Origin of the sequence: Enterobacter sp. PGRG2 (genome assembly GCF_030291195.1) — a bacterium.
Lineage (GTDB): Bacteria > Pseudomonadota > Gammaproteobacteria > Enterobacterales > Enterobacteriaceae > Enterobacter_D.
Genome location: NZ_CP127837.1, coordinates 1528633 through 1546363, shown reverse-complemented (window position 1 = coordinate 1546363; position 17731 = coordinate 1528633). Strand labels below are relative to the sequence as shown.

The following is a 17731-nucleotide window of genomic DNA, read 5'->3' as shown; positions in this document are numbered from 1 at the left end:
TTTACAGGCTTTTTAATATCTGGAGCCTTTAAGAAACTTTACGTGAAATATGTGATCCAGATAACTAAAACACTGTTTCGTTTTCATTGAATCAATATTCCGATGACTGCATCATAGCGCCAGGCACACTTAAAGAGGAAAGCACTGGCGGCGCCTGTCGGCATATAACGCGATCCCCGCGATGAGATAAACGCGACTCATCAGCGAACTATCTGATTGATTTTATTAATTTTACATTTTTTAGCTTTTATCGCGCGCATGGCGCGGTGAAGCGTGAGGATCTTCAATGAAAATCAAGGCCACGATCGAACGCATCCCCGGCGGGATGATGCTGGTTCCCCTGCTGCTTGGGGCAATTCTAAATACCCTGGCACCGGATACCGGCGCTTATTTTGGTTCCTTCACGAAAGGGATGATCACCGGTACGGTGCCTATTCTGGCAGTGTGGTTCTTTTGTATTGGCGCCTCCATTGATTTACGCGCTACCGGCACGGTACTGCGTAAATCCGGTACGCTGGTGATCACTAAAATTGCCGTGGCATGGATAGTGGCAATGATTGCCGCCACCTTTATTCCGGAAACCGGAATTCAGGCGGGCTTCTTTGCCGGGCTGTCGGTGCTGGCTATTGTCTCTGCCATGGATATGACCAACGGCGGCCTGTACGCCAGCCTGATGAACCAGTATGGCACCAAAGAAGAGTCCGGCGCCTTCGTTCTGATGTCGCTGGAATCCGGCCCGCTGATGACCATGGTGATCCTCGGATCGGCCGGTCTGGCCTCCTTCGAACCGCATCACTTTATCGGCGCGGTCCTGCCGTTCCTGATTGGCTTTGCGCTGGGCAACCTTGATCACGATTTTCGCGCATTCTTCAGCAAAGCGACGCCGGTGCTGATCCCGTTCTTCGGTTTCGCGCTGGGGAATACCATCAACCTGAATGTGATCATGAATACCGGTCTGCTGGGGATCTTCCTGGGCGTGGCGGTCATCATCATTACCGGTATCCCGCTGATCCTGGCGGACCGCTGGATTGGCGGTGGTAACGGTACGGCAGGCGTGGCAGCGTCATCGGCGGCAGGCGCGGCGGTGGCAAACCCGGTGATTATCGCGCAGATTAACCCGGCCTTCGAACCGGTAGCCGCATCAGCTACGGCGCTGGTGGCAGCCAGTGTGATTGTGACGGCGATTCTGGTGCCCATCATTACCGCGCTCTATGCGAAGCGCTATGGCAACCCGCAACAATCGCCTGCGGCGGTTGAACAAGAAAAAGCGGCAGAGTCGCTGCATCACTGACAGACTATTTCCCCTCTCGCCTGGCGGAAGGGGAATTACACGCCCTCGCTAAAGACTTCCTCCACCAGCGCCGTCGCCAGACGCGTCGCAGAACAGAGCCGCGGCATACCCAGCGCCACCGTTTGCCAGCTTTGCGTCACCGACCAGCACACCGGATGACGATCGACATCGCACCAGTCCCCCAACCAGCCCAGCAGATCTTTATTATCCATCAGGCCCGGCGTGGCGGGTGTGGTTAACCATTGATGATAGAAATGGCGGGTGGCCGGTGACGCCCCTATACCCTGCGCCATAAAATCGGCGGCCATAATGCGCAGATTGTCTTTCAGCAGGCTGGACACTTCCGGCCGGGTTAAGCGGCAGGCATCGCCAAACGCGCCCCAGCGCAGCTCTTCCAGCGCGATAAAACAGCGTCCGGCCAGCGACCAGCCATCGTATTTCCCGGCGCGCCAGCGGGTAAAAATCTGCTCGCTGTGCAGTCCGGCCTGCACCATCAGCCCGCGCTGGGTCAGCGCTTTCTCTTTCGAGGCGGCGCGCAGGCTGAAATGCGCCAGCATATCGTCATACTGTTTTTGCAGCGCGGCAGACAGCCCGGGGCGACGTTCACTGTTCTGCTGCAACATTGTCAGGCGCTGCGTGATACGCGCCAGCGCCAGCTGACCCGGATCGAACATGCTGGCGAGTTTTTCCACCAGCCCGAGACGCAGCGCATCGTTTTCATGATACATGCCGGACATCGCCCACGGACGCAGCTGCGTCTGGGTCATGATCTCCTGCGTCAGCCGTTCGCGAAACGCCTGTTGCTGGGGCACGATTTGCGTCTGCCGGGGGGCATCGATGCCCTGCACCAGATCGACAATAAATTTTGGCTGGATGCACTCCAGCGTCTGCCCGGGTCCGTCGAGAAGTCGGTTTTTCATGGTTGATCTGCCGCAAACAGGGTTTGAATATCATCGCGCAGCAGCCGGGCATCTTCATGGATCCAGTTGGCAGTGGTGATGCATTGCCGGAGATGCTGACGCAGCGCCGCCGCCGTCGATTCATTCTGCTGACGAATCGCCAGGCTGTCACGCAGGCTTTCCTGTAACCCCGACAAACTGTGCGAAAACTCGGCGAAAAAGGTCGCCATCCCCGCCGTTACGGACACATCAACCTGCGCCGCCAGCGCCTTACGGATCTGCGCGCAAAAATGCGCGACGTGATTAATCAGGTTCTGGTGCAGCGAGGTCACGTCGATAACGTAACGGGTACGGGTGACGACATAATCATTCCAGCCCCAGCCCGGATTGTTCAGCCAGCGCGACATGCTGTCCCGCACGCCGCTGACGCGCGACTGCCCGGCAGGAATATCTTCGGCGGCGATGGCATCCACAAACAGTTGCCGCGTATTGAAGTTCAGCGTGCTGGCCTGAAACGCCGGTAAGCTGATGCGCGCGCGAAAACCGGCGTGGCTCAGCTCTTCCTTTATACGGGTTTCAATCGGGCGCATCGCGTCCTGTAACGAACGGGTCAGGGTGTACTCCAGCTGATCGAAACGCTGCGCCAGTTCCCGGCTGATGCGATCCTGCGCGCCCAGCAAAATCACCTCGCAGGCGGAGCGGATTTTACTCAGCGCCACCTGCGCCTGGCTTTCATCCTCCAGCACCAGTTTACCGACGCCAAACTCCTCGTCAGCGTTGATAAGCGTGGCCTCTTCCGGTCGCTCGCTGTGGGTAAAATAGTGGTCGATCTCGCTGATAATGGTCGCCTGCTCGCCATTGATAAAGCGATCGGCGGCAGCCAGCACATCTTCCACTTCATGATTCACTTCGTCGCTGACCCGCTCCTGGCAGGCGTGCAGCAGACGGGTATCCTCTTCCAGCCGGGCGATATTCTGCTCCAGATTTTCCAGCGCCACCGTCAGCCCCTGATAGCGAAAATCCAGATACTCGCGGGCGCTCTGGGCATAATTGAGCAATTTGTGCGAAGCAGATCGCAGCGCATACAGCGAGGCATTGGCATGGGCGGCGTGCAGCAGTTTCTGGATCGGCTGCTCAAACAGCGAGTCTTCCCACAGCAATTCGGCGGCATGTTGTATATGCGCGCTGTCATCCAGATCGGTCAGCCGCCAGCGGCGGCCCAGGGCGGCTTCGGCAAAGTCCTGCACCCAGCGCTGTTCTTCAGGATCGGGCAGTTTACCGCTACGCAGCAGCTCGTGCCGGGCACGGTTTGCCAGATAACCCCACATGGAGGAGACCGGGAAAATCTGCGTCGGCGTGATATGCCCTTTCATTAAAGTACCGGCGATCAGCGTGCGCACCTGATCGGCATCGTCACTGTTGCGATCCTTCTGGTCGAACTTATTCACCAGCGCAAACAGCGGCACCGACTTGCCAACGGCGGCAATCGCCTCGCGGACTTCTTCATCGGAAATCGACTTCAACTGGGTGTAATCCATCACCGCCAGTACCGCCGAGGCGCGTGCCAGCTGCTCTTTCAGCATCTGCTGCAAATGCGGCTGACCGGCTTCGTTCGGCCCGGGGGTATCAAGCAGCGTCAACTGCCCCATGTTTTTTTCCAGCCCGGCGAGATGCACAAACTCCACCTCAATGACCGGAATATGCTCCAGCGCCGTATAAGAAGAAAACGGGAAATCGACGTCCAGCGCTTTCGACAGGCGCACCAGATCGTTGAGGCTTTTCAGGCAATGAAAGATCGGCTGCGCGCCCAGATAGTGTTTATCGAAGGCATCGCCCTGACGAATACGATCCAGCAGCGTCTGCATGTCTTTATCAATTTCCAGCTTCTGCGCCAGTTTCTCGCGATCGAAGCCAAACAGTCGCATCTGCAACTGCTGGGTCAGGGTATCAATAGGCCCGACGTGGGAAAAATGCAGCACCGGCTCTTTTTGCCCCGGCGTATGACGGATCAGAGTTGGCAGCGCGGTCATCGGCCGGTTACGGTTAGGCAGCACTTCCGTGCCGACGATGGCGTTAATGGTGGTGGATTTCCCCGCCTTCATGGTGCCGACGATAGCGAGCACCATCTCCAGACGGGTAATTTTGCGCAGTTCGTTACTCAGCGTCGCCTGCTGAGCGTCAATTCCACGCGCGCTGAAATGCAAAGGATGAACATTGGAGGCGTTGTTTATATCGGTAATCAACGCATCATCAAGCTTTGCTACCGGCATCGTTTGTAATGAATGAAGATTATGCAGGGAAAGCTGCAACAACCTTTCGGCTTCCTGGCTCAATTCAAATATTGTCTGTGTGTGCATGATAAAAGTCTTTCCTTAACGCAAATTTTTATAACTTTTATTTAGCCGAGCGGTTTGTTTAATGTAGTGTCGGCTTTTTTAATTACGCGTGGAAAAATATCTGAAAAAAGATAACTACCTGACGTGACTCAATAAAAAATTCTAAATTATGATGCAGTTCAGCGAGTTACTTTGCTCATGTCAGAAACAAAAGCAACAGCGCGTAGACTAATTTTAAGAGTTACCAGGATATATCTTCATTTATTTACCCACCCAAATTGAGAGGTAAGTCGCCGACTTCGGCAGGAGACAGAGCTGGTGCCGAGAGCTGCTTTTTAATAACACTGGATGCGTGATCTCACCATATATGAATTGGTTCAGAGTGGCAATTTCCACCGAAAAATATTGAAAATTAGCGCTCATTCATGCATCAGAATACCTCACCTGTTAAGCATGGCTTAACTGCCTGACAGGGTGTGTCACGTCGATCACTTTTAGTGAAAAAAGAATAGCACCGACAACAGTAAGGATTTGGTGTACAATCTTCGACCTTTTTGGCAGCCTGCCATTTTTCGGTGGACGGACTTCCACCCCCATTAGCCTTTTATTGAGGAATGATTATGCAACTCCCCCACTGCCCGAAATGCAATTCTGAATACACTTACGAAGACAACGGCATGTACATCTGCCCGGAATGCGCGAACGAGTGGAACGACGCCAGCGCGTCGGAAGACAGCGACACGCTGATCGTCAAAGATGCCAATGGCAATCTGCTGGCCGACGGCGACAGCGTGACGGTCGTTAAGGATCTGAAAGTGAAAGGCAGCTCTTCAATGCTGAAAATCGGCACCAAAGTGAAGAACATCCGCCTGGTGGAAGGCGATCATAATATCGACTGCAAAATCGACGGCTTTGGCCCGATGAAGCTGAAATCCGAATTTGTGAAAAAGAACTGATCGTCCGGGTGGGCACATAACGTTCCCGCCCCTGCCTTTCCCCTGCCAGCTTCACTATTCCGTCATCTCTGCTTAACGCAAACGTCATACTTCCTTGCCACTCTGGCTCTTATCTTCACTATGGAGCCCTCCATGCATTCCATGACCACCATGAATAATAACGTGCAGGACGCGCAGCACAGTTTTCGTCGTCTGTTAAAAGCCATGAGCGAGCCGGGGGTAATTGTTGCCCTGCACCAGTTAAAACACGGCTGGCAGCCACTCAATCTGGCGACCTCCAGCGTACTGCTGACGCTGGCCGATAAAAACATGCCGGTGTGGCTGTCGAATCCGCTGCATAACGATTTTGTGATCCAGAATCTGCGCCTGCACACCCGCGCAGCGCTGGTGAATGAGCCACATTTCGCCACCCTTGCGCTGGCCGATGATACGCTCAGCGCCGCCGAACTGGACGCCCTTTTCGCTGCCGCCGCCGCGCAGCCTGGCCCTGTCACGCTGATCGTGCAGGTTTCCGGCTTAAGCGGCGGTCGTATGCTGCGCCTGACCGGGCCTGGCATTCATGAGGAGCGCATGATCGCGCCGCAACTGCCGCACTGCATCGTTCATGCTCTTGCCGACCGCCTGCACGCCTTCCCGCTGGGCATTGATCTGCTGCTCACCCACGGCGAACGTCTGCTGGCGCTGCCGCGTGATACGCATATTGAGATGTATTGATCAGTCAGGAATGCACTGCAAATGGCCGTGATGCACGCCGCGCTGGGAGATAATCTCGTCGGCGTAGTGCTGAATATCGTGCAGATTGCCTTTGAGGATCGCCACTTCCAGACAGTCGTCATGGCTGACGTGAACGTGCAGCGTCGACACCGACAGATCGTGGTGCTGATGCTGGGCCGCCACCAGCCGCGATGACAGCTCGCGGGTTTCATGCTCATAGACATAGCTCAGCACCGCATAGCCGTGCTGATCGGCCTCTGTCGCCGCTTCTTCCGCCAGCGATTGCCGCACAATATCCCGCAGGGCTTCTGAACGGCTCTGATAGCCACGTTTATCGCTCAGACGATCGAGCGTTGCCAGTAAATCATCATCAATGGTGATGGTGATGCGCTGCATACAATTCCCTTCTGTTAGCGTACCGGAAAAGCGGGCAATACCGCCTGCTGTAAGGCGATCCCGGCAGGCGTTGCAAAGCATAGCTGCTCATCCACCGGGCGGGTTTCGATAATGTGGCCGTTGTCCATCACCATCACCCGCTGACAGAAGCGCTTCACCAGCCGCAGATCGTGGGTAATAAACAGAAAGCCGATATTCAGCTGCGCCTGGAGCTGCTTCAGCAGCGCCACTATGTGCGCCTGGAGTACCAGATCGAGGTTGGACACCGCCTCGTCCAGCACCAGTAATTTCGGCCGTACCGCCAGCGCGCGCGCCAGGCATACGCGCTGTAATTGTCCGCCGCTGAGCTGCGACGGTAGTTTGCTCATGAACGTATCGTCCAGTTCCACGCTGGTGAGCGTGGTAAGAATGCGCTCCTGCTGTTCCGCTGCCGACAGGCTGGTCAGATGGCGCAGCGGTTCGGCAATAATCTCCGCCACGGTTTTGCGCGGATTCACCGCGCTCAGCGCATCCTGGAACACCATCTGCACATCCTGGCGAAAGCGCTGTGCGTCGGCGCGCGCCAGGCGGTGAATATTCTGCCCCTGATAGCGCACCTCGCCGCGCTGCGGTTTTTCCAGCCCGGCGATCAGCCGCGCCAGCGTGCTTTTACCGCAGCCGCTGCGTCCGAGCAGCGCCAGGGTTTCGCCCGCGCGGATGTCAAAAGAAATGTCTTCCAGCACGGCTTTTTGCTGCCCGCGCCGGAACAACCCTGACGAGGTATAGCCATGGGAAACCTGGTGGATGGCGATCAGCGTCATTGCGGCAATGCCTCGCCATACAGCGCCAGATGCGCACTCACCAGCCGACGTGAAAGCGGATGCTGCGGGCGATAAAAGAGATCGTCCACTGTGCCCTGCTCCACAATCCGCCCCTGTTCCATCACCGCCACCTCATCGGCCAGCCGCGCCACCACGCCCATATCGTGCGTCACCAGCAGCATTCCCGGCGCACGGGTTTTCATGACATCCGCCAGCACATCAAGGATACGCGCCTGCGCCACCGCATCGAGATCGGTGGTCGGCTCATCGGCAAACATAAAGGGCGCATCGCCGAGCAGCGCCAGCGCAATCATCACCCGCTGCAACATGCCGCCGCTCATCTCAAAGGGATAGAGTGACAGTACGCGCGCGGCCTGCTCCAGCCCGACATCCGCCAGCCGTGCCAGCAGCAGGGCATCGCTGCCGTTTTTACCCAGCGCCTGACAGGTTTCCCTGGCGTGATCGCGGATGGTGCGCAGCGGATTAAAGGCGCTGCGCGGGTTTTGCATCACGCAGGACACCTGCCTGCCGCGCAGTTCATGGGCCGCCGCCACTCTGCCGTCGAGCAGCACCTGCCCGCCGGTGCGCCGCACGCCCGGCGGCAGTTCGCCCAGCGCGCCGTTGCAGGTCAGCGATTTGCCGCAGCCGCTGTTACCCACCAGCGCCAGTACGCGCCCCCGGCGCAGGGTCAGCGAGACGTTATCCACCAGGCACGTACCGGCAGCATAAAAGGAAAACCTGTCGAGGGTCAGCGTGTTCATGAATGGCTCTCCTGCAAAGCCCTGCCGGGATCGAGGTGGTCGCGCAGCGCGTCGCCCACCAGGTTAAAACTCATCACGCTGATAAACAGCGCCAGCCCCGGCCAGAGCATTTGCAGCGGCTGCGTCCAGATATACTGTCGCGCGTCGTTGATCATGATCCCCCACTCCGGCGTCGGGGCGGTGACGCCCAGCCCGAGAAAAGACATCCCCGCGATATGCAGCATCATGTGGCCGGTATCCAGCGTGGCGAGGATCAGCAGCGACGGCAGCACCGCGCCGCTGATGTGCTCAATAAAAATCCGCACCCGGCTGGCCCCGGCGAGACGCGCGGCCAGCACAAACTCCCGCTGGCGCAGCGACAGCACCATGCTGCGCACCATGCGCGCGTACCAGGCCCAGTGCGACAGGGCGATGGCGATAATCACGTTGGTGATGCCGGTGCCGAGGATCGCTACGAGGAAAAACGACAGGATGGAGGTGGGAAAGGTCATAAAGAGATCGGCAACGCGCATGACCAGCTGATCGGTGCGCCCGCCGAGCAACCCTGCCGCGCCGCCCGCGATCATGCCGATGGTCAGCACCAGCAGCAGACAGAGCAGCACTGCGCCAAGGGAGATACGCGTGGCCGCCAGCAGACGGCTGAAGATATCGCGTCCCAGGTGATCGGTGCCCAGCCAGTGCTGGCTGTCCGGCGCTAACAGGCGCTCCGGCAGATTAAGAGCCATCGGATCGAACGGCAGCCACCACTGGCTGGTCAGCGCCACCATAAACAGCAGAGCGATGATCAAAAGCGCCATGCGCACCGGCCAGCGGGCAAGAAAAACCGTGTTCATGCGTGCTGTCCCTCGTGGCTGCGCACGCGCGGATCCAGCGCGGCGTTGATCATATCCACCAGCAGATTGCCGATCACAAAGACGGTCACCATCAGCAGGGTAAAGCACTGGATCACCGGATAGTCACGGTTAAAAATGGCGGAGACGGCATAACGGCCGACGCCCGGCCAGGCGAAAATACTTTCGACGATCAGCGTGCCGCCGATCAGCTCGCCGATGTGCATTCCCAGCGCGGTGACCAGCGGAACGGCAGCGTTTTTCAGCACATGGTGGCGCTCGGTTTGCGCCGCCGTTAAGCCCCGCAGCCGCGCCCATGTCACATGCCGCTGCCCTGCCACTTCCAGCATACTGGTGCGCAGCAGACGGGCGTTGATCGAAAGGGACATAAAGGCAATGGAAACCGCCGGCAGGATCATGTAGCGCCAGCCGCCGTAGCCCATCGCCGGCAGCCAGTTCAGCTTCACGGAAAAGAGCATCACCAGCAGAAATGCCAGCCAGAAATTGGGCATTGAGACGCCGAGGAAAGCGATCACGCGCACGATATGATCCGGCAGGCGGTTGGGATAACGCGCCGCCCAGACGCCGAGCGGCACGGAGATCGCCAGGATCAGCACCAGCGCCAGTCCCGCCAGTTGCAGGGTGGCGGGCAGAAAATGCAGCAGATCGTCGAGCACCGGACGCCCTGTGGCATAAGAGACGCCGAAATCCAGCCGCGCGGCGCGCATCAGCCAGTGCCAGTACTGCACCGGCAGCGGCGCGTTAAGCCCGAGCATCTCCCGCGTGGCGGCCAGCACCTCCGCCGTCGGCGGCACGCCGGAAAGGCGTAAATAGTCCATCGCCGGATCGCCGACGCCCAGATGCAGCATCAAAAACACCAGCAGCGACGCGGCGAGCAGTATAGGGATCAGCAGCAGCAAACGACGTAGCGCCCAGTTCAGCATCATGGCTGCGCCACCGGATTGAGCTGTTCGAAGGGGATCTCTGACGCCATCGGCGCGAAGGGGATGGCTCCCAGTTCAGGCCGCGATACCGCCATCACCGAGACATAGCTGAGCGGCAGATAGACCGCTTCCTGATGCAGCCGGGTGAGGATGTCTTTATATAAGGCCTGGCGGGCAGTTTCATCCTGCTGCGTCAGCACCTGGCCAATTTCCTGGTCGATGAGCGCCTTATCCGGCAACCCCAGCTGCGCCTGGTAATCCGCATGGGACGGCACGCGCATGGAACTGATAAACGCGTGGGGATCGTAAGGCGCGCCCCAGGTGCGGTTGAAAATCATGCCGAAGCGACCGTCCCGCTGGCGGGCGTAGATACTGCTCTCTTCTTCGCCGATAAGCTGAATATCGACGCCGATTTTGCGCAAATCTGCCTGAATAATCTCCGCCATCGCCTTGCTTTCGGCATCGGTACCGGTAAAGGCCAGTTCAATGCGCAGCGGCTGGCCGTTTTTCTCGCGTATAGCGTTACCGGCAGGCAGCGTCCAGCCAGCTTTTTCAAGCAGGGCGCGGGCCTGCGCCGGATCGTAGCCGCGCGGTTTAAGGCCGATATTCGCATAGGGCACCGAGGGGGCGAACAGCGTGTCCGCCAGCTGCTGTGTGCCGTAGAGCGCAGTGGCGATCATGGTTTTTTTATCCACCGCATAATTAAGGGCTTCGCGCACCGCCAGCTCATTTGTGGGGGCAAGCCGGGTATTGAGCGCCAGCATCACCGTTTCCACCGGCGCGGAAAGTTGCGTGTGGTACGCCGGGTTCTGGCTAAAGCGCGCGAAAGTATCGAGGGGTAACAGCCCGTCGCTGCCGTAGAGCAGATCCACCTCCCCGGTTTCAAAGGCAATAGCGCGGCTGGTGGGATCGGGGATCACATTAACCCTGACCTTGTCGATCGGCGGTTGTTTTCCCCAGTAATGCGGGTTGCGCACGAAGACATCATCCTGATTCAGGCGCGACGAGTGCAACATCCACGGCCCGGTGCCGACCGGCGCTTTAATGCCGTTTTTCGTGCCGCCATCGACAAACTGCGACGGGGCGATAAAGCGGAACGGCCGCGGCAGCGCCAGCTCCTGTAAAAACGGGTAGTAGGCGCTTTTCAGCGTAATTTGCAGCTTTTGCGGACCGAGCGCTTTGACATCGGTGATTTGGTTCACCAGTTCCAGCCAGCTATGGCGGGCGCGGTTAGCCAGCACGGCGCGGAAATTCGCCGCGGCGGCGTCGGCGTTGAAAGGTTCGCCATTGGAAAAAGTGACCTTTTCGCGCAGGGTGAAGACCCAGGTTTTCCCGTCGGCGGAGTGCGTCCAGCCGGTAGCCAGCCACGGCTCCACCCTGCCGCCCGCCGCGTATTTCACCAGCGGTTCATACACCATGCTCTGCGCAAACATCTGGTTGGGGGTGTAAAGATGCGGGTTGAGCGGGCCAACGTTGACCGGCCAGGCGGTGGTGAGCGTCGTCGGGTCAGTCTGAGAGAAGGCGACTGCGGAAAAACAGAGCAGTACGCCAGTGATGATCGAGCGGAGTGTGAACACGACAGGGAACCTGTGCAGGAAAAGTATGATGATTATAAGAATTGATCACACTGAAATGTTGATGTGGCGCAAGTGAGGGGCGATTGCGCCGGGTGGCGCTGCGCTTACCCGGCCTACAGCTCTTCCCCGACGTTCGACACGTCAAATCTGACGATGGCGCGCTTTTCGTCAGGGTTTTCACTCCCTTCCTGCTCCGCATCCCGCAGAAATACCCGCATAAAGAATATGGCATGTAAACTGCATAACGGGGGCAAGTGCGCGTATGCGCGAATTGAAAACTGGAGTGAGACCGATGAAAAAAGTCGTCACGGTATGCCCCTATTGCGCCTCGGGTTGCAAAATCAACCTTGTGGTTGATAACGGGAAAATCGTCCGGGCGGAAGCGGCGCAGGGGAAAACCAATCAGGGAACCCTGTGTCTTAAAGGCTATTACGGCTGGGATTTTATCAACGATACCCGGATCCTGACCCCGCGCCTGAAAACCCCGATGATCCGTCGCCAGCGCGGCGGCAAACTGGAAGCGGTATCCTGGAGTGAAGCGCTGGACTACGTCGCCAGCCGACTTTCCGCCATCAAAGAGAAGTACGGCCCTGATGCCATCCAGACCACAGGTTCGTCACGCGGCACCGGCAATGAAACCAACTATGTGATGCAAAAATTCGCGCGCGCCGTTATTGGCACCAATAACGTTGATTGCTGCGCACGTGTCTGACACGGCCCATCGGTTGCAGGTCTGCACCAGTCGGTCGGTAATGGCGCAATGAGCAATGCCATCACAGAAATTGATAACACGGATTTGGTCTTTATTTTTGGCTACAACCCGGCGGATTCCCACCCTATCGTCGCTAATCATGTGATCCGCGCGAAAAAGAACGGGGCGAAAATTATCGTCTGCGATCCGCGCAAAATTGAAACCGCGCGCATTGCGGATATGCATATTGCACTGAAAAACGGCTCGAATATCGCGCTGCTTAACGCCATCGGGCACGTCATTATCAGCGAAGATCTCTACGATCATGCTTTCGTGGCCGCGCGTACGCAGGATTTTGACGAGTATAAAAAGATTGTTGCAGGCTATCCGCCGGAGTCGGTGGAAGCGATCACCGGCGTCAGCGCCGAAGAGATCCGCACCTGCGCGCGTCTGTATGCGGGGGCGAAAAGCGCGGCGATCCTGTGGGGCATGGGCGTCACCCAGTTCTATCAGGGCGTGGAAACCGTGCGTTCGCTGACCAGTCTGGCGATGCTGACCGGCAACCTCGGCAAGCCTCACGCGGGCGTCAACCCGGTGCGCGGGCAGAATAACGTGCAGGGCGCGTGCGATATGGGCGCGCTGCCGGATACCTATCCGGGCTATCAGTACGTGCACATACCGGAAAACCGCGAGAAGTTCGCCAGGGCCTGGGGCGTGGCCAGCCTGCCGGCGCACACCGGCTACCGCATCAGCGAGCTGCCGCACCGGGCGGCCCATGGCGAGGTACGCGCGGCCTACATCATGGGGGAAGATCCGCTGCAAACCGACGCCGAGCTGTCGGCGGTGCGTAAAGGCTTTGAAGATCTGGAACTGGTGATCGTCCAGGACATCTTTATGACCAAAACCGCAGCGGCGGCGGATGTCATTCTGCCGTCAACGTCCTGGGGGGAACATGAAGGGGTGTATTCCGCGGCAGACCGTGGCTTCCAGCGCTTCTTTAAAGCCGTGGAGCCGCAGTGGGATCTGAAAACGGACTGGCAGATCATCAGCGAAATCGCCACCCGCATGGGCTATCCGATGCACTACAACAACACCCAGGAGATCTGGGATGAGCTGCGCCATCTGTGCCCGGACTTCTATGGCGCAACCTATGAAAAAATGGGCGAGCTGGGTTATATCCAGTGGCCGTGCCGCGATACCTCGGACGCGGATCAGGGGACCTCATACCTGTTCAAAGAGAAGTTTGAAACCGATACCGGGCTGGCGAAGTTCTACACCTGCGACTGGGTGCCACCCATCGACAAACTGACCGACGAGTACCCGCTGGTGCTGTCGACGGTGCGGGAAGTGGGTCACTACTCCTGTCGTTCAATGACCGGCAACTGTGCGGCACTGGCGGCGTTAGCGGATGAACCTGGCTATGCGCAGATCAACACCGCCGACGCGGCGCGTCTGGGCATTGAAGATGAAGCGCTGATCTGGGTGAACTCCCGCAAAGGCCGCATCATCACCCGCGCGCAGGTCAGCGATCGCCCGAACAAAGGGGCGATTTATATGACCTACCAGTGGTGGATTGGTGCCTGTAACGAGCTGGTGACGGAGAACTTAAGCCCGATAACCAAAACGCCGGAGTACAAGTACTGCGCCGTCAACGTTGAGCGGATTGCCGACCAGCGTGCCGCGGAACAGTATGTGATCGCCGAGTACGATAAGTTAAAAGCCAGTCTGCGCGAGAGCGCGATGGGGTAACGAGAGAGGGGTATTGCCCGGTGGCGCTTCGCTTACCGGGCCTACAGGTTACGACGTAGGCCCGGCAAGCTTGCGCCGCCGGGCATCTTTTAAGCAAATCAGGAATTCGCGGTTTTATCAAATTTGCCCAGCACCTCGCGCTCGTAAGCCAGCGCTTTTTTACGGTCAAATTTGTGTTCCCACTTGGCGATCACCAGCACCGCCAGCGCATTACCCACCACGTTCAGCGCCGTACGCGCCATATCGAGGATACGGTCAACACCGGCGATAAACGCCAGACCTTCCAGCGGGATGCCGACGCTGCCCAGCGTCGCCAGCAGCACCACAAAGGAGACGCCCGGCACGCCAGCGATACCTTTGGAGGTGACCATCAGCGTCAGCACCAGAATGATCTCCTGCCCCAGCGACAGCTCAATGCCGTACAGCTGTGCGATGAAAATCGCCGCAATGCTCTGATATAGCGTCGAACCATCAAGATTGAAGGAGTAACCGGTCGGCACGACGAAGCTGGTGATCGATGCCGGTGCGCCATAGGCCTCCATCTTCTCGATAATGCGCGGCAGCACGCTTTCGGAGCTGGCGGTGGAATAGGCGAGGATCAGTTCCTCTTTCAGGATGCGGATCAGCGTCCAGATGCTCAGCTTGCACAGACGCGCCACCGCGCCCAGCACCACCAGCGCGAAGAAGACAATCGCGGCATACACCAGGATCACCAGCTTGGCGAGCGGCCACAGGGAGGCGAAACCAAAGTTCGCCACCGTCACCGAGATCAGCGCGAACACGCCCACCGGCGCATAACGCATCACCATATGGGTGACTTTAAACATGGTTTCGGAAATGGAGCGGAAGACCGTCACCAGCGGCTCACGATGTGCGGAAGGCAGCGATGACAGCCCAAGGCCAAACAGCACCGAGAAGAAGATGATCGGCAGCATATCGCCCTTCGCCATCGACGACACGATATTGGTCGGCACCAGCGACAGTATGGTTCCCATCAGGCCATGGGCATGGCTCTGCACTTCCGCCGTTGTACTCTGGTATTTCGAAATATCCACCGTTGCCAGCTGCGACATATCAATGCCCGCGCCCGGCTGGAATACATTCGCCAGTGTGATGCCAAGAATAATGGCCACTGTAGTGATCACTTCGAAATAAAGAATGGTTTTCGCGCCAATGCGACCCAGCTGTTTCGCATCTCCCACGCCGGCAATTCCCACAATCAGGGTGGAAATCACAATAGGGACAACGATCATTTTGATCAGATGAATAAAGATATCGCCTGCCGGAGACAGGAGATTCGCAATCAGCCATTCGCGGCTGTCGCTTTGGTAATGCAGGTAACTACCCAGAAGAATACCCAGCACCAGGGCCAGCAAAATTTGCCAGGCTAGGCTGACTTTCACATTTTTCATAACGAGTGACATCCTTAGTGAAGCGCTATTCCCTGCTGTCCATGAAGACTGCCAGCAAGGGGGATGGTTAGCGTTTCTTACAAAAGCGGGGGTTTTTAACGCGCATTATCAGTACCATTTGCGTGGTATCCCGTGCAACCCTTTAAGTTCAGGGACTTTCGCTGATTTCTCCCTTAAAAAGCGCATTTTATAGCATTTATCATGCATAACTATTTGTTATAGATGAATTTTTAATTGCCATAAAAGCAATAGTTCTTAGCGTAAATTATTTCCCTTCTAAGCATCATCTGCTGCATTTTCATACACTCAAGCATTGCGTGATCTGTCGCCCAAAAAGTAAACAAAGCTCCCAAAGCCCCTACAATTAACGTTTGTGTGACATATTATTAACATCTTACAAGGAGAACAAAAGCCATGAGCCAAATCCACAAACACCCTATTCCCGCCCAGATCGCGGAAAAATGCCTGATTAATGCCGAACAGTACCAGGCGAAATACCAGCAATCCATCACCGATCCTGACGCTTTCTGGGGTGAGGAAGGCAAAATTCTCGACTGGATCACGCCTTATCAGAAGGTGAAAAACACCTCCTTTGCGCCTGGGAATGTTTCGATTAAATGGTATGAAGATGGACAGCTCAACCTGGCGGCTAACTGCCTGGACAGGCACCTGGCTGAGCGTGGCGATCAAACGGCAATCATCTGGGAAGGCGACGACGCCAGCCAGAGCAAACATATCTCTTACCGCGATCTGCACGGCGAAGTGTGCCGCTTTGCCAATGTCCTGCTGACGCTGGGCATTAAGAAAGGCGACGTGGTAGCTATTTATATGCCGATGGTGCCGGAAGCGGCGGTGGCGATGCTGGCCTGCGCGCGCATTGGCGCGGTGCATTCGGTTATTTTTGGCGGTTTCTCGCCGGAAGCGGTCGCCGGGCGTATTGTGGACTCCAGCTCACGGCTGGTGATCACCGCCGACGAAGGCGTACGTGCCGGGCGTAGTATTCCGCTGAAGAAGAACGTCGACGACGCGTTAAAAAATCCGGCGGTGACAACGATTGAAAACGTCGTGGTGTTTAAACGCACCGGCGGCGCTATCGACTGGCAGGAAGGCCGCGATCTGTGGTGGCACGATGTGATGGCGACCGCCAGCAGCGACCACCAGCCGGAAGCGATGAATGCCGAAGATCCGCTGTTTATCCTTTATACCTCCGGCTCCACCGGTAAACCGAAAGGCGTGCTGCACACCACCGGCGGTTACCTGGTCTATGCCGCGACCACCTTCAAATACGTCTTCGATTACCATCCGGGCGACATCTACTGGTGTACCGCCGACGTGGGCTGGGTGACCGGCCACAGCTATCTGCTGTACGGCCCGCTGGCCTGCGGCGCGACCACCCTGATGTTTGAAGGCGTACCGAACTGGCCGACGCCAGCGCGTATGGCGCAGGTGGTGGACAAGCATCAGGTCAATATTCTCTATACCGCGCCAACAGCGATCCGCGCCCTGATGGCGGAAGGCGATAAGGCGATTGACGGCACCAGCCGCGCCTCGCTGCGGATTCTGGGATCGGTGGGCGAACCCATTAACCCGGAAGCCTGGGAGTGGTACTGGAAAAAAATCGGCAACGAAAATTGCCCGGTGATGGACACCTGGTGGCAGACGGAAACCGGCGGTTTTATGATCACCCCGCTGCCCGGCGCCATCGAACTGAAAGCCGGTTCCGCCAGCCTGCCGTTCTTCGGCGTACAACCGGCCCTGGTGGATAACGAAGGCAATCCGCTGGAAGGCGCCACCGAAGGCAACCTGGCGATTGTCGATTCATGGCCAGGCCAGGCGCGCACGCTGTTTGGCGACCATGAGCGCTTCGAGCAGACCTATTTCTCCACCTTCAAGAATATGTATTTCAGCGGCGACGGCGCGCGCCGTGACGAAGACGGTTACTACTGGATCACCGGGCGCGTGGACGATGTGCTGAACGTCTCCGGCCACCGTCTGGGCACGGCAGAAATCGAATCGGCGCTGGTATCGCACCCGAAAATCGCCGAAGCGGCGGTGGTGGGCATTCCGCACAATATTAAAGGCCAGGCGATTTATGCCTATGTCACGCTGAACCACGGCGAAGAGCCGTCGCCGGAACTGTATACCGAGGTGCGCAACTGGGTGCGGAAAGAGATCGGCCCGCTGGCGACGCCGGATATTCTGCACTGGACCGATTCGCTGCCCAAAACCCGATCCGGCAAAATTATGCGCCGCATTCTGCGCAAAATCGCCGCCGGTGACACCAGTAACCTGGGAGATACCTCAACGCTTGCCGATCCTGGCGTAGTGGAAAAACTGCTGGAAGAAAAACAAGGCATTACGATGCCGTCATAACC

General features: G+C 57.6%; 14 protein-coding genes. 5 read left to right on the top strand and 9 right to left on the bottom strand.

Features of this window, described 5'->3' with window-relative positions; all coding sequences use genetic code 11:
* Nucleotides 1–286: 286 nt before the first annotated feature.
* Entirely contained in the window at nt 287–1291 is a 1005-nt protein-coding gene (gene kdgT / locus QRD42_RS06655; protein ID WP_321988462.1) for a 2-keto-3-deoxygluconate transporter, read from the top strand.
* 35 nt (nt 1292–1326) lie between these two features.
* On the opposite strand, the gene QRD42_RS06650 is transcribed toward kdgT, so the two are convergent.
* Nucleotides 1327–2211, bottom strand: a complete 885-nt coding sequence (locus QRD42_RS06650) for a diguanylate cyclase regulator RdcB family protein (protein ID WP_072570223.1) — start codon at nt 2209–2211, stop codon at nt 1327–1329.
* A complete protein-coding gene (crfC, locus tag QRD42_RS06645; RefSeq protein WP_321988461.1) occupies nt 2208–4547 on the bottom strand; it encodes a clamp-binding protein CrfC in 2340 nt (779 codons plus the stop codon). Before crfC ends, QRD42_RS06650 begins: the two co-directional genes overlap by 4 nt.
* 599 nt (nt 4548–5146) lie before the next feature.
* On the opposite strand from crfC, the gene QRD42_RS06640 reads away from it, so the two are divergent.
* Together QRD42_RS06640 and phnH are read left to right on the top strand one after the other, a co-directional pair.
* Nucleotides 5147–5482 carry a zinc ribbon domain-containing protein YjdM gene (locus QRD42_RS06640; RefSeq protein WP_072570221.1) on the top strand — a complete coding sequence of 112 codons (336 nt, stop codon included), beginning with the start codon at nt 5147–5149 and terminating at the stop codon, nt 5480–5482.
* A gap of 132 nt (nt 5483–5614) precedes the next feature.
* Nucleotides 5615–6196: a phosphonate C-P lyase system protein PhnH gene (gene phnH, locus QRD42_RS06635; protein ID WP_072570220.1), complete on the top strand. Its 582-nt coding sequence runs from the start codon at nt 5615–5617 to the stop codon at nt 6194–6196.
* Here phnH and nikR read toward each other — a convergent pair whose 3' ends face one another.
* Genes nikR through nikA form a run of 6 tightly spaced genes read right to left on the bottom strand, consistent with a single transcriptional unit; the run spans nt 6197 to nt 11504 of the window.
* Nucleotides 6197–6592 (bottom strand): nickel-responsive transcriptional regulator NikR, encoded by a 396-nt coding sequence (gene nikR / locus QRD42_RS06630; protein ID WP_072570219.1) that lies wholly within the window; start codon nt 6590–6592, stop codon nt 6197–6199.
* A gap of 14 nt (nt 6593–6606) precedes the next feature.
* On the bottom strand, nt 6607–7392 hold the full coding sequence (nikE, locus tag QRD42_RS06625) for a nickel import ATP-binding protein NikE (RefSeq protein ID WP_321988460.1): 786 nt from the start codon (nt 7390–7392) through the stop codon (nt 6607–6609).
* Complete coding sequence (gene nikD / locus QRD42_RS06620) at nt 7389–8153, bottom strand: nickel import ATP-binding protein NikD (protein WP_321988459.1); 765 nt, start codon at nt 8151–8153, stop codon at nt 7389–7391. The genes nikE and nikD overlap by 4 nt, the downstream gene beginning before the upstream one ends.
* Nucleotides 8150–8986: a nickel ABC transporter permease subunit NikC gene (gene nikC / locus QRD42_RS06615; RefSeq protein WP_321988458.1), complete on the bottom strand. Its 837-nt coding sequence runs from the start codon at nt 8984–8986 to the stop codon at nt 8150–8152. The genes nikD and nikC overlap by 4 nt, the downstream gene beginning before the upstream one ends.
* Complete coding sequence (gene nikB, locus QRD42_RS06610; protein WP_321988740.1) at nt 8983–9927, bottom strand: nickel ABC transporter permease subunit NikB; 945 nt, start codon at nt 9925–9927, stop codon at nt 8983–8985. The genes nikC and nikB overlap by 4 nt, the downstream gene beginning before the upstream one ends.
* Nucleotides 9927–11504 carry a nickel ABC transporter substrate-binding protein gene (gene nikA / locus QRD42_RS06605; RefSeq protein ID WP_415877732.1) on the bottom strand — a complete coding sequence of 526 codons (1578 nt, stop codon included), beginning with the start codon at nt 11502–11504 and terminating at the stop codon, nt 9927–9929. Before nikA ends, nikB begins: the two co-directional genes overlap by 1 nt.
* Nucleotides 11505–11796: 292 nt before the next feature.
* Between nikA and fdhF the strand changes: the two genes are divergently transcribed.
* Complete coding sequence (gene fdhF / locus QRD42_RS06600) at nt 11797–13944, top strand: formate dehydrogenase subunit alpha (protein WP_321988457.1); 2148 nt, start codon at nt 11797–11799, stop codon at nt 13942–13944.
* Between the two features lie 98 nt (nt 13945–14042).
* On the opposite strand, the gene gltP is transcribed toward fdhF, so the two are convergent.
* Nucleotides 14043–15356: a glutamate/aspartate:proton symporter GltP gene (gltP, locus tag QRD42_RS06595; protein WP_072570213.1), complete on the bottom strand. Its 1314-nt coding sequence runs from the start codon at nt 15354–15356 to the stop codon at nt 14043–14045.
* A 414-nt stretch (nt 15357–15770) separates the two neighbouring features.
* Between gltP and acs the strand changes: the two genes are divergently transcribed.
* A complete protein-coding gene (gene acs, locus QRD42_RS06590; RefSeq protein ID WP_321988456.1) occupies nt 15771–17729 on the top strand; it encodes an acetate--CoA ligase in 1959 nt (652 codons plus the stop codon).
* Nucleotides 17730–17731: the final 2 nt, after the last annotated feature.